Source organism: Arthrobacter sp. PAMC25284 (genome assembly GCF_019443425.1).
In the GTDB taxonomy this organism is placed as follows: domain Bacteria; phylum Actinomycetota; class Actinomycetes; order Actinomycetales; family Micrococcaceae; genus Arthrobacter; species Arthrobacter oryzae_A.
Window position 1 is genome coordinate 1,096,451 of the sequence record NZ_CP080382.1, and the last position, 26,176, is coordinate 1,122,626.

General features: G+C 64.6%; 20 protein-coding genes, 2 rRNA genes and 3 pseudogenes. 6 read left to right on the forward strand and 19 right to left on the reverse strand.

Translation table 11 applies throughout. The features are described from left to right. The first annotated feature begins 145 nt into the window (after window positions 1–145). From KY499_RS05160 to KY499_RS05180, 5 genes and pseudogenes are all read left to right on the forward strand, one after another. Window positions 146–804 (forward strand): annotated as a pseudogene (locus KY499_RS05160) (GntR family transcriptional regulator). Further along, a complete protein-coding gene (locus KY499_RS05165) occupies window positions 797–2,317 on the forward strand; it encodes an MmgE/PrpD family protein (protein WP_123256292.1) in 1,521 nt (506 codons plus the stop codon). Before KY499_RS05160 ends, KY499_RS05165 begins: the two are co-directional and overlap by 8 nt. Beyond that, window positions 2,317–3,219, forward strand: a complete 903-nt coding sequence (prpB, locus tag KY499_RS05170) for a methylisocitrate lyase (protein WP_123256291.1) — start codon at window positions 2,317–2,319, stop codon at window positions 3,217–3,219. The genes KY499_RS05165 and prpB overlap by 1 nt, the downstream gene beginning before the upstream one ends. A 64-nt stretch (window positions 3,220–3,283) precedes the next feature. Then, window positions 3,284–3,859 carry an adenylate kinase gene (locus KY499_RS05175; protein WP_183164576.1) on the forward strand — a complete coding sequence of 192 codons (576 nt, stop codon included), beginning with the start codon at window positions 3,284–3,286 and terminating at the stop codon, window positions 3,857–3,859. Window positions 3,860–4,082: 223 nt separating this feature from the next. Further along, window positions 4,083–5,222: a bifunctional 2-methylcitrate synthase/citrate synthase gene (locus tag KY499_RS05180; protein WP_123256289.1), complete on the forward strand. Its 1,140-nt coding sequence runs from the start codon at window positions 4,083–4,085 to the stop codon at window positions 5,220–5,222. A gap of 77 nt (window positions 5,223–5,299) precedes the next feature. Here the strand turns inward: KY499_RS05180 and KY499_RS05185 are convergent, their stop codons facing one another. The 7 genes and pseudogenes from KY499_RS05185 to KY499_RS05215 all read right to left on the reverse strand — a co-directional run bounded on the left by KY499_RS05185 (window position 5,300) and on the right by KY499_RS05215 (window position 10,115). Next, on the reverse strand, window positions 5,300–5,815 hold the full coding sequence (locus tag KY499_RS05185) for a hypothetical protein (protein ID WP_219886371.1): 516 nt from the start codon (window positions 5,813–5,815) through the stop codon (window positions 5,300–5,302). A gap of 25 nt (window positions 5,816–5,840) precedes the next feature. Further along, window positions 5,841–6,296 (reverse strand): hypothetical protein, encoded by a 456-nt coding sequence (locus KY499_RS05190; RefSeq protein ID WP_219886372.1) that lies wholly within the window; start codon window positions 6,294–6,296, stop codon window positions 5,841–5,843. A gap of 1 nt (window position 6,297) precedes the next feature. Next, window positions 6,298–6,822, reverse strand: a complete 525-nt coding sequence (locus KY499_RS05195; protein WP_123256287.1) for an RNA polymerase sigma factor — start codon at window positions 6,820–6,822, stop codon at window positions 6,298–6,300. A 309-nt stretch (window positions 6,823–7,131) separates the two neighbouring features. Beyond that, complete coding sequence (locus KY499_RS05200; RefSeq protein ID WP_219886373.1) at window positions 7,132–8,193, reverse strand: maleylacetate reductase; 1,062 nt, start codon at window positions 8,191–8,193, stop codon at window positions 7,132–7,134. Window positions 8,194–8,205: 12 nt separating this feature from the next. Beyond that, a complete protein-coding gene (locus tag KY499_RS05205) occupies window positions 8,206–8,553 on the reverse strand; it encodes a GNAT family N-acetyltransferase (RefSeq protein WP_219886375.1) in 348 nt (115 codons plus the stop codon). A 38-nt stretch (window positions 8,554–8,591) separates the two neighbouring features. Continuing rightward, window positions 8,592–9,606: pseudogene (locus KY499_RS05210) on the reverse strand (pirin family protein). Beyond that, window positions 9,603–10,115, reverse strand: coding sequence for a carboxymuconolactone decarboxylase family protein (locus KY499_RS05215; RefSeq protein WP_219886376.1), 513 nt, complete (start codon window positions 10,113–10,115; stop codon window positions 9,603–9,605). Before KY499_RS05215 ends, KY499_RS05210 begins: the two are co-directional and overlap by 4 nt. A gap of 362 nt (window positions 10,116–10,477) precedes the next feature. On the opposite strand from KY499_RS05215, the gene KY499_RS05220 reads away from it, so the two are divergent. Then, window positions 10,478–11,224, forward strand: coding sequence for an alpha/beta hydrolase (locus KY499_RS05220; RefSeq protein ID WP_219886378.1), 747 nt, complete (start codon window positions 10,478–10,480; stop codon window positions 11,222–11,224). 75 nt (window positions 11,225–11,299) lie between these two features. On the opposite strand, the gene KY499_RS05225 is transcribed toward KY499_RS05220, so the two are convergent. The 12 genes and pseudogenes from KY499_RS05225 to KY499_RS05280 form a co-directional block, all read right to left on the reverse strand. Then, the gene (locus KY499_RS05225) at window positions 11,300–11,782 is read right to left on the reverse strand and encodes an 8-oxo-dGTP diphosphatase (protein WP_123256282.1); all 483 of its coding nucleotides are present in this window, start codon (window positions 11,780–11,782) and stop codon (window positions 11,300–11,302) included. Between the two features lie 117 nt (window positions 11,783–11,899). Next, the gene (gene xerD / locus KY499_RS05230; protein ID WP_123256281.1) at window positions 11,900–13,006 is read right to left on the reverse strand and encodes a site-specific tyrosine recombinase XerD; all 1,107 of its coding nucleotides are present in this window, start codon (window positions 13,004–13,006) and stop codon (window positions 11,900–11,902) included. Beyond that, on the reverse strand, window positions 13,006–13,668 hold the full coding sequence (locus tag KY499_RS05235; protein ID WP_123256280.1) for an NUDIX hydrolase: 663 nt from the start codon (window positions 13,666–13,668) through the stop codon (window positions 13,006–13,008). The genes xerD and KY499_RS05235 overlap by 1 nt, the downstream gene beginning before the upstream one ends. Before the next feature lie 25 nt (window positions 13,669–13,693). After that, window positions 13,694–15,466, reverse strand: coding sequence for a CTP synthase (locus KY499_RS05240; RefSeq protein ID WP_258190972.1), 1,773 nt, complete (start codon window positions 15,464–15,466; stop codon window positions 13,694–13,696). A gap of 69 nt (window positions 15,467–15,535) precedes the next feature. Beyond that, window positions 15,536–17,277 (reverse strand): annotated as a pseudogene (gene recN / locus KY499_RS05245) (DNA repair protein RecN). 3 nt (window positions 17,278–17,280) lie between these two features. Next, window positions 17,281–18,306 carry an NAD kinase gene (locus KY499_RS05250; protein WP_123256278.1) on the reverse strand — a complete coding sequence of 342 codons (1,026 nt, stop codon included), beginning with the start codon at window positions 18,304–18,306 and terminating at the stop codon, window positions 17,281–17,283. 22 nt (window positions 18,307–18,328) lie between these two features. Continuing rightward, on the reverse strand, window positions 18,329–19,141 hold the full coding sequence (locus KY499_RS05255) for a TlyA family RNA methyltransferase (RefSeq protein ID WP_123256277.1): 813 nt from the start codon (window positions 19,139–19,141) through the stop codon (window positions 18,329–18,331). Beyond that, window positions 19,138–19,422: a hypothetical protein gene (locus tag KY499_RS05260; RefSeq protein WP_123256276.1), complete on the reverse strand. Its 285-nt coding sequence runs from the start codon at window positions 19,420–19,422 to the stop codon at window positions 19,138–19,140. Before KY499_RS05260 ends, KY499_RS05255 begins: the two co-directional genes overlap by 4 nt. Window positions 19,423–19,431: 9 nt before the next feature. Beyond that, on the reverse strand, window positions 19,432–20,421 hold the full coding sequence (locus tag KY499_RS05265) for an HAD-IIA family hydrolase (RefSeq protein ID WP_123256275.1): 990 nt from the start codon (window positions 20,419–20,421) through the stop codon (window positions 19,432–19,434). A gap of 4 nt (window positions 20,422–20,425) precedes the next feature. Next, a complete protein-coding gene (locus KY499_RS05270) occupies window positions 20,426–21,943 on the reverse strand; it encodes a hypothetical protein (RefSeq protein WP_258190973.1) in 1,518 nt (505 codons plus the stop codon). A gap of 436 nt (window positions 21,944–22,379) precedes the next feature. Beyond that, window positions 22,380–22,496 (reverse strand): 5S ribosomal RNA (rrf, locus tag KY499_RS05275). 242 nt (window positions 22,497–22,738) lie between these two features. Continuing rightward, window positions 22,739–25,875 (reverse strand): 23S ribosomal RNA (locus KY499_RS05280). Between the last annotated feature and the right edge of the window lie 301 nt (window positions 25,876–26,176).

Below are 26,176 nucleotides of genomic sequence, written 5' to 3' on the forward strand. Positions count from 1 at the left end.
TGTGATGGGCTCATGGTAGCTCCGGGAGATGGCCAACACAAGAGTTCCTGTATACAGAGAGCCGGATTTGTGCCGAATATTGGCGACTTGCTTCCAAAAATGCCCATGAATGTATACACTGAGGGCAATTGGCGAAGGAGGCAGGATGCGCGCCAGCGACAAGGCCTATGCGGCCCTGCGTGAAGACATCATCGAGTGGCGGCTGGCACCCGGTACGGTGCTGGCCGAAGTCGAGCAGTCCGAACGGTTGGGGATCTCGCGGACGCCGCTGCGGGAGGCGCTCAGCCGGCTGACCGCGGAGGGACTGACCACAACGGCGGGTGGCCGCGGCGTCGTCGTCACCGACATCTCCCTTGACGACATCGATGAGCTGTTCGAGCTGCGCGAAACCCTTGAAGGGAAGGCCGCTGCCCTGGCCGCCGAGCGCGGCGATCCTGCGACCTTCGAACAGCTCCGTCGCGAGCTGCTCCAGGCCCCGGAACTGATCGGCGGCAAGGAACCGGCCCTGCAGGACTATTACGGTCTGGTCGGGCGGCTGGATTCGGCGATCGATTCCGCGATCACCAATGCGTACCTCGTCCAGGCCATGCGCAGCCTGCGCGTCCACCTCGTACGCGTCCGCCGCCTGGCCGCCGACGACGCCGCACGGCTCACCGCCGCTGCGGCCGAGCACGCAGCGATCGCCGAGGCAATCGCTGCCGGCAATCCCCGGCTGGCTGAGGCCGCCACCACGCTTCACCTGCACCGCAGTCTTTCCCACGTCAAAGCCACGCAAACGCCTCACTGAAGGAGCACCATGGTTAAGGAACACCACGTCCGCGTTTACAAGAGCGAGGAAAATCTGCCCCGCGAGGACCAGCTGGCCTACAAGATCGCCAGGGTCGCCGCTGATCCGGTGGACGTCACCGCTGACGTCACCGACATGGTCATCAACCGGATCATCGACAATGCCTCCGTGGCGATCGCCTCGCTGAACCGCGCCCCGATCGTCGCGGCCCGGGCCCAGGCCCTCACCCACGGCCCCACCACCGGAGGCAAGGGCTCGATGGTGTTCGGCATCGGCGAGCGCGTCTCCCCGGAATGGGCAGCCTGGGCCAACGGCGTCGCCGTCCGCGAACTGGACTACCACGACACCTTCCTGGCCGCGGACTACTCCCACCCGGGAGACAACATCCCGCCGCTCCTCGCCGTAGCCCAGCACGTTGGCGCGACCGGCCACGACCTCATCCGCGGCATCGCCACCGGCTATGAAATCCAGGTCAACCTCGTCAAGGCCATCTGCCTGCACAAGCACAAGATTGACCACGTCGCCCACCTGGGCCCCGCCGCCGCCGCCGGCATCGGGACGCTGCTGGGCCTCGACGTCGAGACCATCTTCCAGTCCGTCGGCCAGGCGCTGCACACCACCACCGCGACCCGGCAGTCCCGCAAGGGTGAGATTTCGACCTGGAAGGCGCACGCCCCGGCGTTCGCCGGCAAGATGGCTGTGGAAGCCGCGGACCGCGCCATGCGCGGCCAGACCTCGCCCGTGCCGATCTACGAGGGCGAGGACGGCGTCATCGCCTGGATGCTGGACGGCCCGGACGCCTCCTACCAGGTGCCGCTGCCCGAAGCCGGCGAAGCCAAGCGCGCCATCCTCGACACCTATACGAAGGAACACTCCGCCGAATACCAGGCTCAGGCATGGATCGACCTGGCCCGTAAGCTCCACGGTGAACACCCTGAGGCCACGGACCCGGCCAACGTGGCTTCCGTGCTGATCAAGACCAGCCACCACACCCACTACGTGATCGGCTCCGGCGCCAACGACCCGCAAAAGTACGATCCCACGGCCAGCCGCGAGACCCTTGACCACTCGATCCCGTACATCTTCACGGTCGCCCTGCAGGACGGTTCCTGGCACCACGTCGATTCCTACTCCCCCGGGCGGGCCGGGCGGGCCGACACTGTCGCGTTGTGGCACAAGGTCACGACGGTCGAGGACCCGGAATGGACGCGACGCTACCACTCCCTCGACATTTCGGAGAAGGCCTTTGGCGGCTCGGTGGAGATCACCCTGACGGACGGCACCGTCATTACCGATTCGATCGCCGTAGCGGACGCGCACCCCCTTGGCGCCCGGCCGTTCGCCCGCGACCAATACGTGCAGAAGTTCCGCACCCTCGCCGCCGGGCTGGTCGCCGACGACGAAATCGAGCGCTTCCTGGCCGCCGCCGCACGGTTGCCCGAACTCGCCGCCGGCGAACTGGACCAGCTCAACATCCAGGCCGCCGACGGCGTGATCGACTTCGCGGCCGCACCGAAGGGCCTGTTCTGATGCTGTACTCCCATACCACCCCCGAGCAGAAACGGCTCCGGTTCCGCGAGATCCTCGCCTCCGGCACCATCGCCCAGTTCCCGGGCGCGTTCAATCCGCTTTCGGCACGGCTGATCGAGGAAAAAGGCTTCGCCGGCGTCTATATTTCCGGCGCCGTCCTGGCCAATGACCTGGGCTTGCCAGACATCGGGCTGACCACCCTGACCGAGGTGGCCACCCGCGCCGGGCAAATCGCGCGGATGACGGAACTGCCCTGCATCGTGGACGCCGACACCGGCTTCGGCGAGCCGATGAACGTCGCCCGGAGCGTGCAGGAACTCGAGAACGCAGGCCTGGCCGGCTGCCACATCGAGGACCAGTTCAATCCGAAGCGGTGCGGCCATCTGGACGGTAAGAACGTGGTGGACGTGGACACGGCCACCAAACGCATCCGTGCGGCCGCCGACGCACGCCGGGACCCGAACTTCCTGATCATGGCCCGGACCGACATCCGCGCCACGGACGGGCTCCAGGCCGCGCAGGACCGCGCCCGGGCACTCGTGGACGCCGGCGCAGACGCGATCTTCCCCGAGGCCATGAAGGACCTCAGCGAATTCCAGGCGATCCGCGACGCCGTCGACGTGCCGATCCTGGCCAACATGACCGAATTCGGCCAGAGCGCCCTGTTCACGGTGGATGAGCTGGCGGGCGCCGGTGTCAACATGGTGATCTATCCCGTCACGCTGCTCCGCAGTGCCATGGGGGCCGCAGAGCGGGTCCTCGAAGCCATCCAGGCCGACGGCACCCAGGAGGCTCAGGTTTCCAGCATGCTGACCCGCGCGAGGTTGTACGACCTCGTCGATTACGAGGCGTACAACCGCTTTGACACAGGGGTCTTCAATTTCCGCATTCCCGGCCAGTAGCTCCCGCAGGCGTCCGGCCCCAGGCCGGCACACCACCGACGAAAGGTATCTTACGATGACGAGAATGATAATTATTGGACCTCCCGGTTCCGGCAAGGGCACCCAGGCGGAACACATTTCGGAACGCCTGGGAATCGTGGCGATCTCCACCGGCGACATCTTCCGTACCAACGTCAAGGGCGGGACCCCCCTGGGGGCGGAAGCCGAAAAGTACATGGACGCCGGAAATTTCGTGCCGGACCGCATAACCAACAAGATGGTCCGTGACCGTCTGGGCGAGGACGATGTCGGGAACGGTTTCCTGCTGGACGGCTACCCGCGCAACACGGCGCAGGTCGACTACCTCGATGAGCTCCTCGCCGCGGACGAGCAGACACTGGACGTTGTCCTGCAACTCACGGGCGACAACGAGGAACTCGTGAGCCGGCTGCTCGGCCGTGCGAAGGAGACCGGCCGCAGCGACGACACGGAGGACGTCATCCGGCACCGCCTTGACCTGTACTACGACCAGACGGAGGCGGTCGTCGCGAAGTACGCCGGCCGCGGCATCCTTGCCCGGGTTGACGGGATCGGCGCCATGGACGAGGTCACGGACCGCGCCATGGAAGCGATCACGTCGGCGCAGACGGCCACGACCTAGCAATTGCCACCTGCGCGCGGCTTTTGCATGGCCCGGTACGGGCGACGGCGACCGGCCTACGGACGCGATCCCGCGGCTTCGGGTCCGTGGTGCCGGGGGGCTGCTGAGCGTACTGTGGAACCGATACAGGCCCGCAGCTCGCTCCGGGTTCCCGGTCAGTGGACCCCACAGATTTCCGGCTCCTGCCGGCACAACAGGCGACAAGGAACGAAGGAGTTTCAGCATGGCTGATGAAGGCATCAAGAAGGGTCTTGCCGGCGTCGTGGTGGATTACACCGCGGTCTCCAAGGTCAACTCGGACACCAACTCACTGCTCTACCGCGGCTACCCCGTCCAGGAGCTGGCCGCTGGCTGCAGCTTCGAGGAGGTCGCCTACCTGCTCTGGAACGGCGAACTGCCGACGCCCGGGCAGCTGGACGAATTTACCGCCAGGGAACGGGCCGGACGCGCCCTCGACCCGGTGGTCAAACAAGTCATCGACACCATCCCCACCACCGCCCACCCGATGGACGTCTGCCGCACCGCAGCCTCCGTCATGGGCGCCCGGCACCCGCTGACCGAAGACTCCTCCCGCGAGGCCAACCTGGCCAAAGCCATCGACCTGTTCGCCGCGATGCCCGCCGTGGTCGCCTACGACCAGCGCCGCCGCCACGGACAGGACCTCATCGAACCCCGCAACGACCTGGGCTACTCCGCGAACTTCCTGTGGATGGCCTTCGGCGAGGAACAGGTCCCCGAAGTCGTCGACGCCTTCAACGTCTCAATGATCCTCTACGCCGAACACTCCTTCAACGCCTCCACCTTCACCGCCCGCGTCATCACCTCCACCCTCTCGGACCTGCACTCCGCCGTTACCGGTGCGATCGGCGCACTCAAGGGCCCCCTGCACGGCGGCGCCAACGAAGCCGTCATGCACACCTTCGACGAAATCGGCATCCGCTCCGAAGAATCGCTCGAAGAAGCTGCCACCCGTGCCAAGGCCTGGATGGTAGACGCCCTCGCCCAGAAGAAGAAGGTCATGGGCTTCGGGCACCGCGTCTACAAACACGGCGACTCCCGGGTGCCCACCATGAAAGCGGCCCTGGACAAAATGATCGCCCACTACGGCAGGCCCGAACTGCTCGGACTCTACAACGGACTCGAGTCAGCGATGGAGGAGGCCAAGGCGATCAAACCCAACCTCGACTACCCCGCCGGCCCCACCTATCACCTCATGGGCTTCGACACGGCCACGTTCACCCCGCTGTTCGTCGCCAGCCGCATCACCGGCTGGACCGCGCACATCATGGAACAGCAGGAGTCGAACTCCCTGATCCGGCCCCTGAGTGAATACAACGGCGCCGACGAACGGCACCTGCCGTAACTTCCTGCCGCCAGGAGACATAGCGGCGGGCCGGCCACCCTTCGAGGTGACCGGCCCGCCGTCATGTGCGGCTGGCGCTATTTCATTGGCCACAGCTCCAGCGAGATGAGCATCCTCTTCAGGTCCAGGTAGTCCTGCGTCGTCATGTAGGCCTTCGCCTCGGCGACGGAATCGAATGCCAGCGGGGCGTTGGATCCATCGGCTTCGAGGTAATTCACGTCGCCGAAATAGGCGAACGGCACGCCAGTCGGGGCAATGATGCCATTGGTGTAGGTGCAGATGAGCGGCTCCTTCACGGAACGGTCCTCGGACAACGCAACGCTGCCGAAGACGCTGTCGCCTTCGATGATTGTGTACGTGAAGCGGGACGGCCCCCAGGGCAAACCCTTGTACTCCGAAAACTCCTTCACCTTGTTGGGCTTTTGCGGAATGTCAAGGTCCACGGAGTCGAGAATTGCAAATGGCTTCGGGTCAGCACAAGTACCCATGGCCGCGTCATATACGAGGTCAAGCTTCGCGATCAGCGCGTTGGCAGAGTTGTGCACATCAAGGGAAATGAACGGCGGCTGGTCCGAGCCGGGACCGCTGCGCACAACCGTTTGAACCGACCATCCCTCTTTAATGTCGAACGATGCCTGACCGGTGGCATCCGTATAGGACAGCCATGCCGCCGGAGCGGGCGTGGGCCCGTCGGGAACCGCCAGCGCGGCGGAGGATGCCGCTGATGGCATCGGTGTTGGTGTTGCTGTCCCTGTGGCCGGTGCCGGTGCCGTCGCCGTTACGGTGGGCTCCGCCGTTCCGGCAGGTGCGGGTGCAGAGGTCAAGGATCCCAGGTTCGTAGCCACGAGCACTCCCACCGTCACGGCCGCGGCGGCGATGCCAGCCAGGGCCTGCGCGTCGGGCACGCCTGCGGCGGCGGACTTCTTCCAGTGTGGCCACGTTGGGCGGCCGACTGTCGCTGAACGCCACCGGTTCGGTGAGCATCCGGCGCAGGGCCGATTCGCCGTCCGGCTCCTCGGATGTGTCCCGGTTCAGCGGATCCGCACCGGACATCATGTTCTTGATCGGGTCCATCTCATGCGCCCATTCTTTGCGTGGCTGATTCTGACGTGATCGATGCGGTCCCCGCGGGCAGGTGCTTCTGGAACGCCGCGCGGGCCCGGTGCAGGCGCACCTTCGCGGCGGCTTCGCTGCACTGCAAAACGCGCGCAATCTCCCGCGGTCCCAGTTCATCCCAGTAAGCCAGCTGCAGGATGTCCCGGTCCTTTTCCCTCAGCCGTGACAGCGCATCGTGGACGGCAACGCTGCCGGACTCACCGCCGAAGCGCAGCACCGCCACGGACCGCAGCTTGTCCTGCAGGGCCAGCTGCCGGTCGCGGGTCCGGTAAGCGTTTCCCACCAGGTTCCGGGCAACGGTTAACAGCCACGCCGTGTCCACAGACGTCGCGTCGTCCCACTTTTGCCAGACCACCCTGAATACGTCGGCGGCCAGTTCCTCGGCCATCTCCGGCGATTCCACCCGCCGGCGTACGAACCGGAATACCTGTGGATAGTTGTCTTTGTGAATGGCGATAAACGCCAATTCGCGCTCGGAAAGCACGTTTCCCCCTATAAGCAGTGTCCTGAGCAGCAGGCTAACTGTATTGTTTCCGGCCGGGCCGCAATGGTTACATCCCCGGTGAAAGTCTGTCGATCGACGCCATGGTTTCATGGCCGGCAGTGAGGACAACGACGACGACGTGCGTTTCGCCGGTCAGTGAAGCAGGCAACCAGTATGCCGCGTTCACCCACATGCGCCCCAGCGGAGGGGCCCGAACAGGGAACCACTACGGGCTTGAGAACCAGAGTCCGGGGAGCTTGTGACACTCAAACGCGCTGGCGGACGGGCGGGCCGGCTCAGCGGAGGTGCTCACCCCGGTGAGGTTCCGGCGTGGGCTGCAGTAAGCAGGACGGTGAGGTTTTCCTCGGTCACGGGGCGGGGGTTGGAGGCGGGAATGGCGGGAAGGATGAGCTGGACGGCTTCGTTGATGTTTTCCTTGGCCAGCCCGAGGTCTTTGAGTGCTGTGGGTGCGCCCAGTGTGTGCCGGAGCGTGTTCAGGCCTTCCAGGGCGTTCTCCGTACTGAAGGCGGCCGCGATTCTGTGGGCCGCGCCGGTGGCGGCGGGCGCGTTGAAGGCCAGGACGTGCGGGAGCACGACGGCGTGGGTTTGAGCGTGGGGCATGTTCCATCGGCCGCCCAGGACGTGGCAGATCTTGTGGTGCATGCCGGATCCCGCGGAGGCGAAGGCGACCGCGGAGAGGTACGCCCCATACAGGACCCGTTCCCTGCCGGGCAGGTCGTTCGGGTTGCTGCTGATGACTGGAAGGCCGTTGTTGAGGGCGCGGATGCCTTCCGCGGCAAGCGCCTGATTGATGGGGTCGGTCCGGGGCGCCCACATGGAGTCGATGCAGTGGGCCAGGGCGTTCAGGCCTGAGGCGACGCTCAAGTCCTTCGGCAGGGACAGCGTGAGTGCTGCATCGTAGATAACGGTTACGGGAAGCACACGGTCATCGACTCCGGTGGTTTTACGCGATGATTCGGTGAGTCCCCAGACGTTCGTCGCCTCCGAGCCTGCGTAGGTGATCGGCACTGCGATGATGGGCAAGCCGGTGGTCAGAGCGATGGCTTTGGCAAGACCGGTAGTGGAGCCGCCGCCGACGCTGACCAGCAGGTCGATGTCGTTGCGGATCGCCGTGTTCCGGGCGATCTCCGCTTTCTCGATGGGTACGTGCGGGGCGACGTCGTCATGGATCAGGGCGGCGTCGATGCCGGCGGTGATCCGCTCCGCTTCAGGCCGTTCCCTGACGGAGGCGATCACCATGACCTTCCTCGCGCCAAGACGTTCGATCTCTCCGGCAAGGTGTTCGGCCGCGTTGCCGGTGCCGAACAGCACGCGCTGGCCTAGGGTGGTGTGTTCAAAAGTCAGTCCCACGCCCACTTCACCTTACGGCTTGTAGACATGGTCGACGGCGGCGAGGTGCGCGGGCCGGATGGGTGAGGCGTGCTGCTGGTACTCCGGGTGACGGCGTATCCAGCTTTTGATGTACGGGCAGACGGGGATGATGGTCAGCCCTGCGGCGACGGTGTTATCCAGTGCGTGCTTGGCCAGCACCGAGGCAAGGCCCTTGCCGGCGTAGGCGTCGTTTACTTCGGTGTGGTAGAAAATCCGTTCCCTGTCAGCCGGGCCGCTGGCTGGCACGTACTCGGTCTTCCCGATCGCGGTGCCGCCGTCGAGGAGCTCGTAGCAGTGGCTCTCGGGTGCGTGCCTGACGGTGATGGTTTGTGGTTCCACAGGGGCTCCTTGTGATTGTTGCAGCCGCTGTTCGGTTCTTAGCCGCGGGGGCGCAGCTGGGCGTTGGGTAGGACGGGGGCGGGCAGTGGCTCCGGGGTTCCTTCCGGGAACGGGCCGAAGCGGGGGTTCGGGGCGCCGTCGGGGTAGGTCCCACCGGCGGGCGGTGCGGCCGGTTCCGCGCCGATTTCTGCCTGCCACGCTGCCCGGTAGGCGACGACTTCCTCGTGGGTGCGTCCGATGAAGTTCCACCACATGACGATCTGTTCCCGCAGCGGCTCGCCGCCCAGGATGAGTACCCGTACGGGGGTCTCTTGTGCTTCCAGGACCAGGCGGGATTGCCCGGTGGGCAGGTAGGCGAGGTGGTCCACCGGCAGGGGCGCGCCGTTCAGAACCAGGTCCCCGGCGTCGAGCAGGATGCCGTGTTCGAAGGACGGGTCCAGGTCCAGTTCCAGGATCCCGCCGGAGCTGATGGTGGCCTCGGCGGCGACCAGGGGCGGGGTGTAGGTGTCCACCGGTGAGGTGGATCCGGCCAGGGAGCCGATGAAGACTTTCAGTTCGGCGGCTCCCTGGCGGACGGGCTCAGGGGCGTAGTGCTCAAACGTGGGGGCCATGTGGCGGGTGGATTCGGGCAGCGCGAACCATAGCTGCGCTCCGTGCAGGACGGTGGTGTCGGCGGTGGAGAGTTCCTGGTGGGAGATTCCGCGGCCGGCGACCATGAGGTTGACTTCCCCTGGCTGGACGGTCGCGGTGTAGCCGGCGGAGTCCCGGTGCTCGATCCTGCCGGTGAACAACCAGCTGACGGTGGCCAGGCCGGTGTGCGGGTGCCGTGCGACCTTCATGCCGCCGGAGGAGGAGACCAGGTCCGGGCCATAATGGTCCAGGAAGCACCAGGAGCCGATGAGGCTGCGCTTTTTCTGCGGCAGGGTCCGGCGTACGGGCATGGCGCGGGGGCCCGCCCAGGGGAACTTCGCGCGGGGGCAGGATTTCCACACCTGCGGGCGGGCCGTCCTGCCCGCAGAGTATCTCCTGGGGGGCGGTTTCGAGGTTGCTCATGCCGGGCTCCCGACGGCTTCCTGGCCAGCGCCCCGGTCTCCGGCCTCCGCGGCACGGGGGCGGACAGGGTGGCCGCTGAGGATGGAGATCCGGTTGAAGGCATTCATCGTGACCGCCGCCCACTGCAGGGCCGAATATTGGCCGTCGGTCAGGACTGCGCGCGCTGCCGACATCTCGGTCTGGAGGCGCCCGTGGCCGGGTAGTTCGGTGGCTGCTTCGCCGACCGTGAGGGCGGCGCGCTCGATGGGGGTGAACACTGTGGTTTCCCGCCAGGCAGGGAGCACGGCGATCTGCTGTTCGCTGGCGCCGGCCTCACGGGCGAGGCGGACGTGCAGGTCCAGGCAGAAGGCGCAGCCGTTCAGCTGCGAGATCCGCACATTGACCAGTTCAAGAACCAATCGCGGCACACCGGCCTGCTGGGCGGCGTCGGCGACCTTGAATGCGAGTCCGTTCAAGGCTCTCCAGCTTGCCGGGTCGGACTTATCGAGAAAGAAATTACTGCCTGACATGACGCTCCTTGCAAATCAACCGGCCGGTATCGACCGCCGGCCACTTCCAACATCACCATATTTGCCCACCCAGTCTGTCCTAACCAGAACGACTTTGGACCCGGTTCCCGATGAAATCCTGCCCGGCCGGGTGCACCAAGGTACTTCACCTCCATCTATTTCCGCGAACCCGGCGGCGTACTCTACGAAATCGCCACCGACACGCCCGGCTTCGACATCGACGAGCCGCTCCTGGAACTCGGCCGCTCCCTGAAGCTGCCGCCGTGGCTCGAGCCCTCGCGCGAAGCCATCGAACATTCCGTGGCCCGCATCCAGCTGCCGGCCGAAAACAACCCGGCGATGGCCGGACGATAGGACCGCAGATGACCACCATTACCACCACCGTCACAGGCTGGCCGCACGTTTACACCCCCGGCGAGGCCGACGCACCGGTATTGCTGATGTTGCACGGCACTGGCGGCAACGAGCACGAGATCGCTTCCCTCGCCGCGGAACTCCACCCGGGCGCGGGGGTCCTCGCGCCCCGTGGGCAGGTGCAGGAACATGGAATGCTCCGCTGGTTCCGCCGCCACGGCGAAGGGGTATTTGACGTCGACGACGTCATCGCCCGCGCCGCTGACCTGGCCGGCTTCTTGACAGCAGCCCGGGAACACTACAGCCTGGCCGGGCGCCCCGTCGTGGCGGTAGGTTTCTCCAACGGCGCCAACATCGCCCTGGCCACAGCCATGCTCCAGCCCAAGGCCGTGGGCCAGGTGGTCGCGTTCTCCGGGATGTACCCCCTCGGCGACAGGGAGGACGCCGCTGACCTGGTCGGCAGCAGGTTCCTGATCCTGAACGGCGAGACCGACCCCATGGCCCCACTCACCAGCGTCAACACACTCATCACCGCTCTACGGCAACACACTCATCACCGCTCTACGGCAACACGGTGCCAACGCAGAACAAATCCTGCGCCCGGGGGGACACGGCATCGCCCAGACCGATTTGGCCGCGGCAAAAGAATGGCTGGCATGATCGACGCAACCACCCGGTTATCGGTCACATCGATACCAAGTTGGACGTCCCTGAATTTCACGGCGTCCTTGAATTTCACGGCGACCCAGGACTGACCAGGTGGGGCCGGAGGGGATTATCCGTGCCGGAACAAGCCCTGTTATACGAGTGTTTGTCCAGAACCCGTCGATTCAAGTCTCTGAATATTCCGCTGAGGCCACGGTCTCGTTGTCCTCGTTCAACGTTATGACCGCTTCCACGGTGCCCTCTGCCAAGGCCAGCGGCAACCAGTGTCCGGCGTCCTGCCACATGCGCTCCAGCGGCAAGGACGAGATATGGAACCACTCGGGGATAATTTCGTCGCTTTCGGCGGGTTCGCCGGTCCAACGGCGCGCGGTGAAAAGGCTCGTGGACATGTTCCACTCCGGCCGGGCGGGAAAGACGAATTGGATCTGCCCGGCGATCCTAAGGTCATGCTCGCGGACCACGATTCCGGCTTCCTCGTACACTTCGCGGCAGGCGGCCTCGGCCTGGGACTCCCCCGGTTCCACGTGTCCGCCGAGCCCCACGATTTTGCCGACGCCGAACCCGGTCTTCTTGGTACCGAGCAGGACCTGCGTTCCGACGGCACCGTCGCGCAGCAGGAAGCACAGGGTGACAGCGGTCCACTTCATGAATCCACCCTAGCGTCCGGCCCGTTTATCTGGCGGTGCCCGCCGCGGCCGACGTCGTAGAGGTTGCGTTAGCCGAGGGCCCGAGGGTGCGCCGCGGCCGACGTCGTAGAGGTTGCGTTAGCCGAGGGCCCGAGGGTGCGCCGCGGCGTAAATTTCGCGCAGGGTGTCGGCTGTCACGAGGGTGTAAACCTGGGTGGTGGTAACGGAGGCATGGCCCAACAGTTCCTGGACGACACGGACGTCCGCACCGCCTTGCAGCAGGTGCGTGGCGAACGAATGCCGCAGCGTGTGCGGCGAGACATCCTTGGTGATGTCGGCCTTGTCCGCGGCGGTTTTCAGGATGGTCCAGGCGCTTTGCCTGCTGATCCGGCCGCCGCGTGCGTTCAGGAAGAGTGCCGGCGTCCCTTTGCCCTTGGCGGCCAGCATCGGCCGGCCGCGGACGAGGTACGCGTCCAGCGCTCGCGCCCCAAACGATCCCAGCGGAACCAGCCGTTCCTTGGAGCCCTTGCCGAAAAGCCGGACGATGGCCGGGCCTGTGTCCGTGGCGTCCTGGGCATCCGTGCCGGCCCGGGTCCGTCCGGCGTCCTGAAGTGCCACGTCGTCGACGTCCAGGCCCATGGCCTCGCTGATCCGTGCCCCGGTGGAATACAGGAACTCCAGGAGCGCGCGGTCCCGCAGTCCGGTGGCGGTGTCCGTGCTGACGGCTTCGAGGATCCTTGTGACCTCATCGACGCTGATGGCTTTAGGCAGCCGTTTGCCGGGCATGGGCGGGTGGACGTCGCTGGCCGGGTCGGTCGGCGTGACGCCTTCGAGCGCCCAGAATTTGTGCAGCCCGCGCACCGCCACCACCGTCCGTGCCAATGAGCGGACGCCGAGGACGGAGCCGCCGTCGGACCCGTCAGCGAGGGCCCGGACAAAAGCGGTTACGTCATGGCGGGTGATCTCCTCGGGACGCTCCCGCCCGGACGATGAAACATGCCGGGCATAGCGTGCCAGGTCACGCCGGTAGGCGGAAAGGGTGTTGAGCGCAAGGCCGCGCTCCACTCCCATGTGCTGGAGGTAGTCGGTCACGCCACGGTCGATCGCCGTCTGGGGCCGGACCGGAGCCGCCGGCGCAGTAGAGTTCGCTGGCGCGGAAGACGGCGCCGGAGAGGGCGCTACGGCGTGCGTAGCCCCGGCGGGCGTGGCCGGGGCGGAGGGCGGCGCCGCCACGACGTCAGTCATCAGCGCTGGCTGGGGTGGGCAGGCCACGGCGCGTCAGCCGGACGCAACGCCTGGAAGTTATCGGTACGGGCCGCCGCGGCGGCAAGGATTCCGACGACGGCGGACGGGTTATGCAGCCGTCCGTCGAGCACTGCCGCGACCGCCTCATCAAGCGGTGTCCAGTGCAGTTCGATTTCGGCTTCCTCATCGGTGCGGACGTGGAGCTCGTGTCCGGGAACGTCGCTCAGGCCGCGGGCCAGATAGATACGGATGGCCTCACTGGAGGAACCGGGGGAATTGAAGAAGTCCGCGAGGACGTTCCAGCGGCTGGCGATGAGGTCGGCTTCCTCGGCCAGCTCCCGGGCCGCTCCCGCTACGAAGTCTTCGCCTTCGACGTCGAGCAGCCCCGCCGGGATCTCCCAGAGATCCATGCCAACGGGGTGCCGGTACTGCCGTAGAAGCAGGACGTCGCCGTCGTCGTTCATCGGGAGGATAGCGACCGCGCCGGGGTGATCGATGTAGTCCCGGACCAGCGGTTCGCCATCGTCGCTGAGCTTGAAGCTGTCGCTGACAACGTCCCAGATCCGCCCCTCGTAAACCTTATGCGAGGACAAAAGACGGCGCGGGCTCGGCTCGTCCGAAACCTGCCGTGCAGCATTGGGGGTCTCAGACATACCGGGCATCGCGCCGTCCTTTGTTTCGTCAGTCTTACTTGGAAGCTGCTGCCGGGGCCGGTTTAGCCTCCGCAACGGAAACGGACGTGTCCGTCTGCTCCATTCCTGCACCCTGCTGGTGTGCCAGGGCCGCCTTGACCAGGCCCGCGAAGAGCGGGTGGGGGCGGGTCGGGCGTGAGCTCAGCTCGGGGTGGGCCTGGGTCGCCACGTAGTACGGGTGGACTTCCCGGGGAAGTTCCACGTATTCCACGAGCTTGCCGTCCGGTGAGGTACCGGAGAAGGACAGTCCCTTCGCGGCGATCTGATCGCGGTACTTGTTGTTGACCTCGTAGCGGTGCCGGTGGCGTTCGCTGACCGTCGTGGTGCCGTACGTTTCCGCGACAACGGAACCCTTGTCCAGCTTGGCTTCGTATAGGCCCAGGCGCATGGTGCCGCCCAGGTCGCCCTTGCCGTCAACGATGTCGAGCTGCTCTTCCATCGTGGCGATGACCGGGTACTTGGAATTCGGCTCGAATTCGGACGAGGACGCACCTTCGAGGCCAACAACGTTGCGGGCGTACTCGATCACCATGCACTGCAGGCCCAGGCACAGTCCGAGGACCGGAAGCTTGGTTTCGCGGGCGAACTTCAGGGCGCCCAGCTTGCCTTCGAGGCCGCGGATACCGAAGCCGCCGGGTACACAGATGGCGTCGACGCCGTCGAGGGCCTGCATGGCCCCTTCACTGGTATCGCACTCGTCCGAGGGGACCCAGCGAATCTTGACCTTGGTGTTGTTGGCGAAGCCGCCTGCACGCAGGGCCTCGGTCACGGACAGGTAGGCGTCCGGAAGATCGATGTATTTGCCGACGAGGGCAACCTCAACCTCATGCTTGGGGTTGTGAACCGCGTCGAGAAGCTTGTCCCAGCTGGTCCAATCGACGTCCTTGAACGGCAGGTCCAGGGCGCGGACGATGTACGAGTCCAGACCCTGGGCGTGCAGAGTCTTGGGGATGTCGTAGATGCTGGGGGCATCGGCTGCGTTGACGACGGCGTCGATGTCGACGTCACACATGCGGCCGATCTTCTCGCGCATTGCATCGGGGACTTCGCGGTCCGAACGGATCACGATGGCTTCGGGCTGGATGCCGATCGAGCGCAGCGCCACCACGGAGTGCTGGGTTGGCTTGGTCTTGAGTTCCTGCGACGGTCCAATGTACGGAACGAGCGACACGTGCAGGAAGAATACATTGCCGCGGCCAATATCCTGGCGGACCTGGCGGGCGGATTCAAGGAACGGCTGCGATTCGATGTCGCCGACCGTGCCGCCAATTTCGGTGATGATGACGTCCGGGGCGTTCTTGCCTTCGGCGGGCAGCCGCATGCGCCGCTTGATTTCATCGGTGATATGCGGGATGACCTGGACGGTGTCGCCGAGGTACTCGCCGCGCCGTTCCTTGGCGATGACGGTCGAGTAGACCTGGCCGGTCGTGACGTTGGCTGAGCCTTCGAGATTTTCATCGAGGAAACGCTCATAGTGGCCGATGTCGAGGTCAGTCTCGGCGCCGTCGTCGGTGACGAAGACTTCGCCGTGCTGGAAAGGATTCATCGTGCCCGGATCCACATTCAGATAGGGATCGAGCTTCTGCATAGTTACAGACAAACCGCGTGCCCGCAGCAGGTGACCGAGGCTTGAAGCCGTCAGTCCTTTGCCGAGCGAGGACGCCACACCACCGGTGACGAAGATGTGTTTGGTCGTCTTGGACGAGCCCGGAAACCGGGAATTTACACGGGAATTTGATCGCTGCACCACGGAGTTCGAGCCTATCATCAATTCAGCCTTCCACGGGTTGTTCGGCTGCTGCCGGTTGTGTTTGTGCCCACGTCACGCGGCCCGCGATCAGCGGCGCTGCGGGAGGAGCCTGGCGTCATCGAGGAGTTCCTGGGCGTGGGCCCGGGCGGATTCGGAGTCCTCCTGGCCGGCCAGCATGCGGGCCAGTTCGCGGACACGCTCGGCCTCGTCAAGCAACTGAACGTCGCTGGAGGTGAACCCCGTTGCTGTGGCCCCGTCGCTGCCGCGCACGGAGGTTTTGGTGACCCGGATGTGCTGATCGGCGAACGCGGCCACCTGTGGCAGGTGGGTGACCACGAGCACCTGCACATGCTGGGCGAGCATGGCCAGCCTGCGCCCGATCTCCACGGCGGCACGGCCGCCGACGCCCGCGTCCACCTCATCAAAGACAAACGTCGGGACCGGGTCCACGGCTGCCAGCACAACCTCGATCGCCAGCATCACCCGCGAGAGCTCACCGCCGGAGGCGCCCTTGCCGAGCGGGCGGGCGGGGGCACCGGAGTGCGGCTGGAGCAGGAAGCTGATGTCATCGGCGCCGAAGGGCCCCAACTGCCCGCTCGGATCGACGTTGATGACCAGGGTGGCGTCCGCCATCGCCAGCGCCTTCAGTTCGGCGCTGACCCGGGCCGAGAGGTCCCTGGCGGCCTTTTTGCGGGCCTTGCTGATGGCCGTGGACTGTTTCCCCAGTGCGGCCTCGGCGCGGGCCACCTCGGCGTCGAGTGCCTCGATCCGGGTGGAATCGTCCTGGAGTTCGTCATAGCGCGCCCGGGGCCCTGCCCGGCCCAGACCAGCACCTCATCGATGCTCGGCGCGTATTTGCGGACCAAGCCGGCCAGTGCGGCCCGGCGGTCCTCGATCTCCGCGAGCCGTTCCGGGCCCTCCGTGTCCAGCGCAGCCTGGTAGCTGGCGAGCTCGGTGGCGATGTCGTTCAGCAGGAAGCCCACCTCGGCCAGGCGGGCCGCCGCGGATCCGAGTTCCTCGTCGTGCTCGGCGACATGTTCGAGGGTGCGCTTGGCGGCGTCGACCAATGCGGTGGCGTCACTGCCCTCACCAAAGTCCTCGGCGATAAGCGCCTGGTGAGCGGTGCTCGCAGCGATTCGCAGTTCCTCGACATTCGCGAGCTTCACGGCCTCGGCCTTGAGCGACTCATCCTCTGCGGGCTGGGGGTCCAGGGCGTCAATCTCGGCCAGTGCGGCCTCCAGAGACTCCGCCTCGCGCAGCCGCTCCCGCGCAGCGCTGCGGAGCGCATCCAGTGCTGCCTTGCTGGCGTTCCAATGGCCATACAGTTCCTGGTAGGCGGACATAATCCCGGCGAAGCCCTCACCCGCGAACTTATCCAGCGCTCCCCGCTGTGCGACCGGGCTCTTGAGCCGGATCTGATCGGACTGCCCGTGCACCACGACCAGGCTTTCGCCGATTTCAGCGAGCACTCCCACGGGCGCGGCACGTCCGCCGAGGTAAGCCCGGCTCCGGCCGTCGGCGCCCACGCTGCGGGCGAGCAGCAGTTCCGCGCCTCCGTCGAATTCTTCGACGTCGGCGCCGGCCTCGCGCGCCCTGAGGACGGCGGCGTGGCCGGCGTCGAGTTTCACCACGGCCTCAGCGGAAGCACTCTTGGCTCCGTTGCGCACGGCACCAGCATCCGATCGAGCGCCGAGAAGCAGCCCGACGGCGGTGACGACCATTGTCTTGCCGGCACCTGTTTCACCCGTCACCACGCTCAGCCCCGGGCCCAGCGGCAGGGTGGCGTCGGTGATGACTCCAAGGTCGCGGATTCTCAGTTCTTCAAGCATGGTTCACTTCGCAGTTGAGGGATCGATGGGGGCGCCGGATCCTGCATGCCGCGGGGCAGCGGGCGACGGCATCGCGCCCGGGGTATGGACGACGGGGATCGGCCCGGTGTGCACGGTGCCGGTCTGCGGAACGGGGCCGCGCCAGCCCTGGATCGGCAGTTCGAACTTCCGGACCAGACGTGCGGAAAACGGCGTTTGATGGGTCCTGGCCAGCCGCACCGGGGTGGCGGACTTGGTCACTTCGATCCGGGCCCCGGGTGGCAGGTCGACGGAACGCCGTCCGTCACACCACAGCACACCCCTGGCGTCGGTTCGGTTGAGGATCTCCACCGCGAGCCGGGACCGCGGCGAGACCACCAGCGGCTTGGCGAAGAGGGCGTGGGCGCTGATGGGGACGATCAGCAGGGCCTCGACTTCAGGCCACACCACGGGGCCGCCGGCGGAGAAAGCGTACGCGGTGGAGCCAGTGGGGGTCGCCAGGACGACGCCGTCGCAGCCAAACGAGGTCAGCGGACGTTCGTCGACCTCGGTGACGACCTCGAGCATCCGTTCCCGGTTGCCTTTTTCGATGGCAGCCTCGTTCAGGGCCCAGGTGTGCCAGATCTTTTGGCCCCGGACCCAGACCTGGACGTCGATGGTCATCCGTTCTTCCACCGTATAGTCACGGCGGGCGATCCAGTCGACAGTCTGTTCCAGGTCGGCACGTTCGCTCTCGGCCAGGAACCCTACGTGGCCAAGATTGACGCCCAATAGCGGCACATCGACGTCCCGGACCAGTTCCGCGGCCCGCAGGATCGTGCCGTCGCCGCCGAGCACCATGACGAGTTCGACGTCGGACAGCTTGACGTGGTCGTGAAGGACCTCCACCGGGTGGTCCAGCTGGCCGAAAAAGCTAACCATGTCCGCCAACTCGGATTTCTGCATCACCGGAATCAGGCCGGAGACCTGTAGCAGGGCACATGCCTCCCAAGCAGCCTTGAGAGATTCCTCGCGGCCTGTGTGGGCAAGGATCAGGACGCGCCTGCTCATCGGGTTCCGCCTTCTGGTGGTTCTAGTGCTGTGGCCAGATTGTTCCGAGTAACGCAGCAACCGCCGCGTCCCGCTCCTCGATCTTAGGCAGATCCGTGCGAATCCCGCGCCTTATCCACAGAAAGTACTCGACGTTTCCGTCCTGGCCGGGCAAAGGGCTCACGGCCAGTCCCTTCAAATCAAGGCCTGCGTCCATTGCGGCGGCCGCCACTTTGCCGACGGCCATGCGCCGCTCCCGTTCGGAGCTGACAACGCCGGTGCGCCCCAGCCGGTCCTTACCGATTTCAAACTGCGGCTTGACCATCAGGACCAGGTCACCGCCGCGTTCTGTGCAAACCGCGAGGGACGCCGCCACGAGCGTGAGGGAGATGAAGGACAGGTCCGCCACCGTCAGTTCGACCGGCCCGCCAATCTCGGCCGGCGTCATGTAGCGGACGTTGAGCCCCTCATGGACGGCGACCCGAGCGTCATTGCGGATTTCAGGGACGAGCTGGTCGTGACCGACGTCGACCGCCACCACATGGTTTGCTCCGCGCCGAAGAAGGACGTCGGTGAATCCGCCGGTGGAGGCACCGGCGTCGAGGCACCGCTTGCCCTGGACCTCGACGCCGGGAAAGGCGTCCAGCGCACCGGCCAGTTTGTGGCCTGCGCGGCTGACGTAAATGTCTTCTGCGGAGGCCTGGACATCCAGCACGGTACCGTCCGGAACCTGGAGTGAGGCCTTCGCCAGCACCTCGCCATCGGAGCTGACCTTGCCCTCGGCAATCAGCCGGGCGGCGTGGGTGCGGGACCTGGCCATCCCGCGGCTGACAAGAACCTGGTCAAGCCTGCTCATTGCGCGGAGTCCTTCGGTTCAGGGCTGTGAGCCGTGGCGTCCTGGCTGAGGGCGTCCCGGAGGTCATCGTGAAGCCGGGTGTAAATATCGAGGTGCCCGGACACGGCCGTTTCCGGGATCTCCGCGAGCCGCGCCAGGATTGAGCTGACGGCCAGGTCGTGGGCACCCGCGTCGAGGTCAGCAGGCGACTGCCCGGGTGAAGACTCTGGGCCCGGTTCGGACGGGAGCTCCGGCCAGTCGACCCGGGCCGGGGCGTCCGGGCCCTGGTGTGTATCCAGCATTGACACGAGCTAGTGGTCAAGCCATTCGACGGCTGGCGCCAGGGCGCTGGCCGTGTCAGGGTTGGCCGCCCACCAGGCTGCACAGGCAGCCCGCCAGGAATCCAGGTCACCGGGATCACCGCTGATGCGGACAGTCTTTCCGTCCACGGTCGCCGCGGACGCGCCGCAGCGGAACCGGCCGTCGTCGTTCTCCACGGAAGGATAAGGACGGTACAACTCCGTCAGGTCCCGGATCAGGAAGTCCGGGCGCTCGAGAGTCCGCGCGGCAAGGATGGATTCCGTCGTGTCGACGCCGGTGAGCACGGCTACCGTGGCAAACCCTGCGTTGTTTCCGCCGAGGATGTCGGTGTCGAGCCGGTCGCCGACGACGAGTGGCCGGTCCGCGGCCAGCCGTTTCGCGGCTGTGTGGAACAGGGGCGCCTCGGGTTTGCCGGCGACGAGCGGCGTTTTTCCGGTAGCGGCGGCCACCGCCGCCACGAGCGCTCCATTTCCGGGCGCGAAACCCCGGGGCTGCGGAATGGTCATGTCTGTATTGGTGGCCACCCACTGCGCACCGCCGGCGATGACAAATGACGCTTCGGCCAGGTCCTTCCAGCCAATTTCTGGATTGAAGCCCTGGACGACGGCGACGGGATCATCCTCGGCGCTACGGACCGGGACCAGCCCGACGAGATCGACTTCCTCCGCCAGCGCGCTGCTGCCGGTGATGAGCACCCGGGCTCCCGCCGGGAACATGGAGGCCAGCAACGCCGCAGCCGCCTGCGAGGAGCTGACCACCTGGTGGTCGTCCGCCGGGGCGCCCAGTTCGCGCAGGTGCTGTGCGACCTGGGCCGGCGTGCGGGACGCGTTGTTGGTGACGTAGCCGAGACCGACGCCAATCCCGGCAAGCCGGCGCAGCGACTCAACCGCACCCGGTATAGCATGCGGGCCTGCATACACGACGCCGTCAAGGTCGGCGAGCAGTGCATCGAACCGTGAGATCAGGTCTGTTTCGGCCATTTGATTAGTCCCCCATACGTTCTGTGTGGTCCTCGGGCTGAGGCTCCGCTTCGTTAATCTCGTCCAACCCGTCTGCAGGCTCCGAATCGGCACTGTCGAGTGCGTCCTCTTCCACGGAATCCTGATCAGACTCTGCGTCGTCGGACTCAAAGTGGCCGGCTTCGTCGTCGTCGGAGCTTTCATCCTCGGGGTTCGTTCCGGACTCGGCCGCGACCTCGGGCAGGCCGGCCACGGCGGCAGCGCCTGCGGCCCTCGGGGTCCGCGCTTCGGCGGCAGCTGCAGCTTCGGCCGATTGCTGGGCGACAAGGCGGCGCTGCTGCTCTTCGGCGCGGGCTTCTTCTTCCTCATCCCAGCCGAGGTCGATGATGTCAGGTTCCTCGTCAGTTCCGAGGCCGAGTGCGTTGTCGGCGACGCCGGCCTGGTGCTGCCATTTGCCAGCTTCCGCGGTGCGGCCGGCCGCGGTCAGTGCATCCGCGTAGGCGCGGAAGAGGCGCGGGCTGTAAGAAAATGCACGGTTGATGTCCAACTGCGCGATCTCCAGCTCGGAGACTGCGGCATCGAGCTGGCCGAGATCCGTGCGGGCGCCGGCTGCGACGATGGCGAGCTCGACCTTGCCCGGGGCGTCCAGGTCCTTCGCTTCTTCGGACCTGACCATCTCCAGGGCGCGGTCAGGACGGCCGAGGCCACGTTCGCAGTCCGCCATGACGGGCAGGTGCATGTTGGATCCGCTGATGCGGCGGTAGGTGCGGAACTCGCGCAGGGCTTCGCCGTAGTGACCGGCGGCGTAGGCAGTCAGGCCCACAGCCTCGCGGACGGCGGACAGCCGGCCGCCGCGGCGGCTTGCTGCCAGAGCGTGTTGGAAGGCCAGTTCGGGCTCTTCGTCGAGGAGACGGCCTGCCATGACGAGGTGGCGGGCTACCCACTCAGCACTGGCGGCTTCAAGGGTCTTGATCTGGTGTTGGGTGGCGCGGTCAAGTTCCTTGCCCGTGACGTCCTCGTCGATTTGCGGTGAGCGCTCACGGTCGGGCCGGTTGGCGCTGCGCAGGTCCCGGGCGTTGGGGACGCGGGCCGGGCGGTCTTCCGCACGGTCGCGGCCGAACTGGCGGGGACCGGAGTCGCCCCGGTCGAAGCTGCGGGCGGGACGGTCATCACGGTTGCCGAACGGCTTGCGGTTGTCGCCGCCGCTGAAGGGCTTACGGTCGCGATCGCCACCGCCAAAGCTACGGCGCTCTCCGCCGTCACGGGCCGGACGATCACCAAACGGCTTACGATCCCGGTCCCCGCCACCACTGAACGGCTTACGCTCACCATCACGGGCCGGACGATCACCATAGGACTTACGGTCCCGATCCCCGTGGGGCGGGCGGGACCCTTCCGAGCCCCGGTCCTCCCTGGCACGGAAGCCACGAGGATCGCCACCCGAATTGTTGGCCCCACGGAACCCGCCGCCGCCGGAGTTCCGTCCGCCGCCGAAGTTCCCGCGGTCTTTGCCGCCGCGGTTGTCGTCCTTGTGCTCAGCCATAGCTGGATTCCTCCTGTATTGAGCTGACCACTGGCGCAATCGCAGCCGCTCTGTTCCGTGTTTCGTTTCTTACGCAACCCGAAATCAAGCGCTTCGAAGTCCGTACATCTCCATCAATTCTAAGCGAGGGGCCAGCCGCCTGCTAACAGCGCGGACCGGACGGAGCCTCGCGGTGGCAAGACTCACACAACGTGGTTCCAGTCTTCCGGACCCAATGGTCGTCATGCCGATGTTTCCGGCGGTTCCCGCTCGTGGGCGCACAGTTGCGAGCTTGCCCTGCACACTACGACTCCCTGCCGGCCGTGGACGGCCGGTCCGTAAGTTCAAGGGTCGAATATCGGCTATCCGTGCGGTCAACCCCGTTGCGTCTGCGTGGTGGTTAAATGAGGGAGAGCCTCCAACCTGGTGGTTGGAGGCTCTCGACCTGTTAATGGTTGTCCGGCGGCGTCCTACTCTCCCACACCCTCCCGGGTGCAGTACCATCGGCGCTGTGGGTCTTAGCTTCCGGGTTCGGGATGGGACCGGGCGTTTCCCCCACGCTGTGACCGCCGTAACCTTATGTCCCGCATCCTGGCATGGCCGGGGTGGGGAAAGTTGTGGTTACAACCTGTCCACGTCCGCCCCCGTTGTGTGTGGGGGTGGTGTGGTGTTGTTATTTTGTTGTTGGTTCACCAGGCAACGAAACCCGTGGCGGGTTTGTTGGTTGGGAACCACATAGTGGACGCAAGCGTATCTTGTTTCTTTACTCTTCCCGTGGTGTGAACGTCTTTTGAATCCGTTCACGGGGAGGAGTGTGTGGTGTAAGTTATCGGCCTATTAGTACCGGTCAGCTTCACGAGTCGTTAGTCCTCGCTTCCACATCCGGCCTATCAACCCAGTGGTCTGGCTGGGGGGCCTCTCACACACAAGGTGTATGGAAATCTCATCTCGAAGCGAGCTTCCCGCTTAGATGCTTTCAGCGGTTATCCCATCCGAACGTAGCTAATCAGCGGTGCACTTGGCAGTACAACTGACACACCAGAGGTTCGTCCGTCCCGGTCCTCTCGTACTAAGGACAGCCCTTCTCAAATTTCCTGCGCGCGCAGCGGATAGGGACCGAACTGTCTCACGACGTTCTAAACCCAGCTCGCGTACCGCTTTAATGGGCGAACAGCCCAACCCTTGGGACCTACTCCAGCCCCAGGATGCGACGAGCCGACATCGAGGTGCCAAACCATGCCGTCGATATGGACTCTTGGGCAAGATCAGCCTGTTATCCCCGAGGTACCTTTTATCCGTTGAGCGACGGCCATTCCACAATGTACCGCCGGATCACTAGTCCCGACTTTCGTCCCTGCTTGAGATGTCTCTCTCACAGTCAAGCTCCCTTGTGCACTTACACTCGACACCTGATTGCCAACCAGGCTGAGGGAACCTTTGGGCGCCTCCGTTACTTTTTAGGAGGCAACCGCCCCAGTTAAACTACCCATCAGGCACTGTCCCTGACCCGGATTACGGGCCGAAGTTAGATGTCCAAAGTGACCAGAGTGGTATTTCAACGATGACTCCACCCGAACTGGCGTCCGGGTTTCAACGTCTCCCACCTATCCTACACAAGCCACTCCGAACACCAATACCAAACTATAGTAAAGGTCTCGGGGTCTTTCCGTCCTGCTGCGCGTAACGAGCATCTTTACTCGTACTGCAATTTCGCCGAGTTTATGGTTGAGACAGCGGGGAAGTCGTTACTCCATTCGTGCAGGTCGGAACTTACCCGACAAGGAATTTCGCTACCTTAGGATGGTTATAGTTACCACCGCCGTTTACTGGGGCTTAAATTCTCAGCTTCGCCTTGCGGCTAACCGGTCCTCTTAACCTTCCAGCACCGGGCAGGAGTCAGTCCGTATACATCGTCTTGCGACTTCGCACGGACCTGTGTTTTTAGTAAACAGTCGCTTCCCCCTGGTCTCTGCGGCCCCTGCACGCTCCGGACAGCTAGTGTCCATCACGATGGGGGCCCCCCTTCTCCCGAAGTTACGGGGGCATTTTGCCGAGTTCCTTAACCATAATTCTCTCGATCGCCTTAGTATTCTCTACCTGATCACCTGTGTCGGTTTGGGGTACGGGCGGCTAAAACCTCGCGTCGATGCTTTTCTTGGCAGCATAGGATCACCGAATCCCCCCTTACGGGAGTCCCATCAGATCTCAGGCATCATGAACGGCGGATTTGCCTACCGTTCGCCCTACATCCTTAGACCGGGACAACCATCGCCCGGCTCGGCTACCTTCCTGCGTCACACCTGTTAATACGCTTGCCTCCCAGGATCAGGTCCCGCGCTCCACCAAAACCCTCACACCACAAGGGCGATCGGGCAGGTTTCGGGCGGTTAGTATCCCCTGTTCAGCATGGGCGGTTTTTCGCCGGTACGGGAATATCAACCCGTTGTCCATCGACTACGCCTGTCGGCCTCGCCTTAGGTCCCGACTTACCCAGGGCAGATTAGCTTGACCCTGGAACCCTTGATCATTCGGCGGACGGGTTTCTCACCCGTCTTTCGCTACTCATGCCTGCATTCTCACTCGTGTAGGCTCCACCGCTGGTTTACACCGCGACTTCACTGCCCACACGACGCTCCCCTACCACTCCAGACGCCTGAACCAACCCCACAAGGGAGCGGCTTGGCTATTATCTGAAATCCACAACTTCGGCGGTGTACTTGAGCCCCGCTACATTGTCGGCGCGGAATCACTTGACCAGTGAGCTATTACGCACTCTTTTAAGGATGGCTGCTTCTAAGCCAACCTCCTGGTTGTCTTCGCAACTCCACATCCTTTCCCACTTAGCACACGCTTAGGGGCCTTAGTTGGTGGTCTGGGCTGTTTCCCTCTCGACTATGAAGCTTATCCCCCACAGTCTCACTGCTGCGCTCTCACTTACCGGCATTCGGAGTTTGGCTGACGTCAGTAACCTTGTAGGGCCCATTAGCCATCCAGTAGCTCTACCTCCGGTAAGAAACACGCAACGCTGCACCTAAATGCATTTCGGGGAGAACCAGCTATCACGAAGTTTGATTGGCCTTTCACCCCTACCCACAGCTCATCCCCTCCATTTTCAACTGAAGTGGGTTCGGTCCTCCACGACGTCTTACCGTCGCTTCAACCTGGCCATGGGTAGATCACTTCGCTTCGGGTCTAGATCACGCCACTGCAACGCCCTATTCAGACTCGCTTTCGCTACGGCTTCCCCACACGGGTTAACCTCGCGACGTAACACTAACTCGCAGGCTCATTCTTCAAAAGGCACGCCGTCACAGTAACTAAGACTGCTCCGACGGATTGTAAGCACACGGTTTCAGGTACTGTTTCACTCCCCTCCCGGGGTACTTTTCACCTTTCCCTCACGGTACTGGTCCGCTATCGGTCATTAGGGAGTATTTAGGCTTATCAGGTGGTCCTGACAGATTCACACGGGATTTCTCGGGCCCCGTGCTACTTGGGATACTCTCCAGGCGGTGCACAACATTTCGGTTACGGGGCTCACACCCTCTACGGCCGGCCTTTCAAGACCGTTCACCTATGTCCACACTCTCACCTTCCCAGCCCGGCAGAGCTGGAACGGAAAGTCCCACAACCCCGACCATGCAACGCCCGCCGGCTATCACACATGGAACGGTTTAGCCTGATCCGCGTTCGCTCGCCACTACTGACGGAATCACTATTGTTTTCTCTTCCTGCGGGTACTGAGATGTTTCACTTCCCCGCGTTCCCTCCACGCACCCTATGTGTTCAGATGCGGGTCACCAGATCACTCGCGCGTCTGGCGGGGTTTCCCCATTCGGACACCCTGGGATCACAGTCCGGTTATCGACTCCCCCAGGCTTATCGCAGATTCCTACGTCCTTCTTCGGCTCCTAATGCCAAGGCATCCACCGTGTGCTCTTAAAAACTTGACCACAAAAGATCAATAAAACGCTATTTTCGAGAGAACCACGAAAACCACCCCAAACACCCCGAAAGGCGCCCAGGACAGATCCAGGTTCATATTCTTGGAAATTGCTTCTTATAAAAGATGCTCGCGTCCACTATGTAGTTCTCAAACAACAACCCCGTACCACACACCCCACACACACAAACGTGCATCATCGGTGCAGCCAGGAAACCAGAAACACAAAACCCGGACCCCGCAGCCGGCCCGCCCCTCCCCCGAAGGAAAAGAACACACCCGCCACAACATCCGGTCCTGTTGTCTCAGGA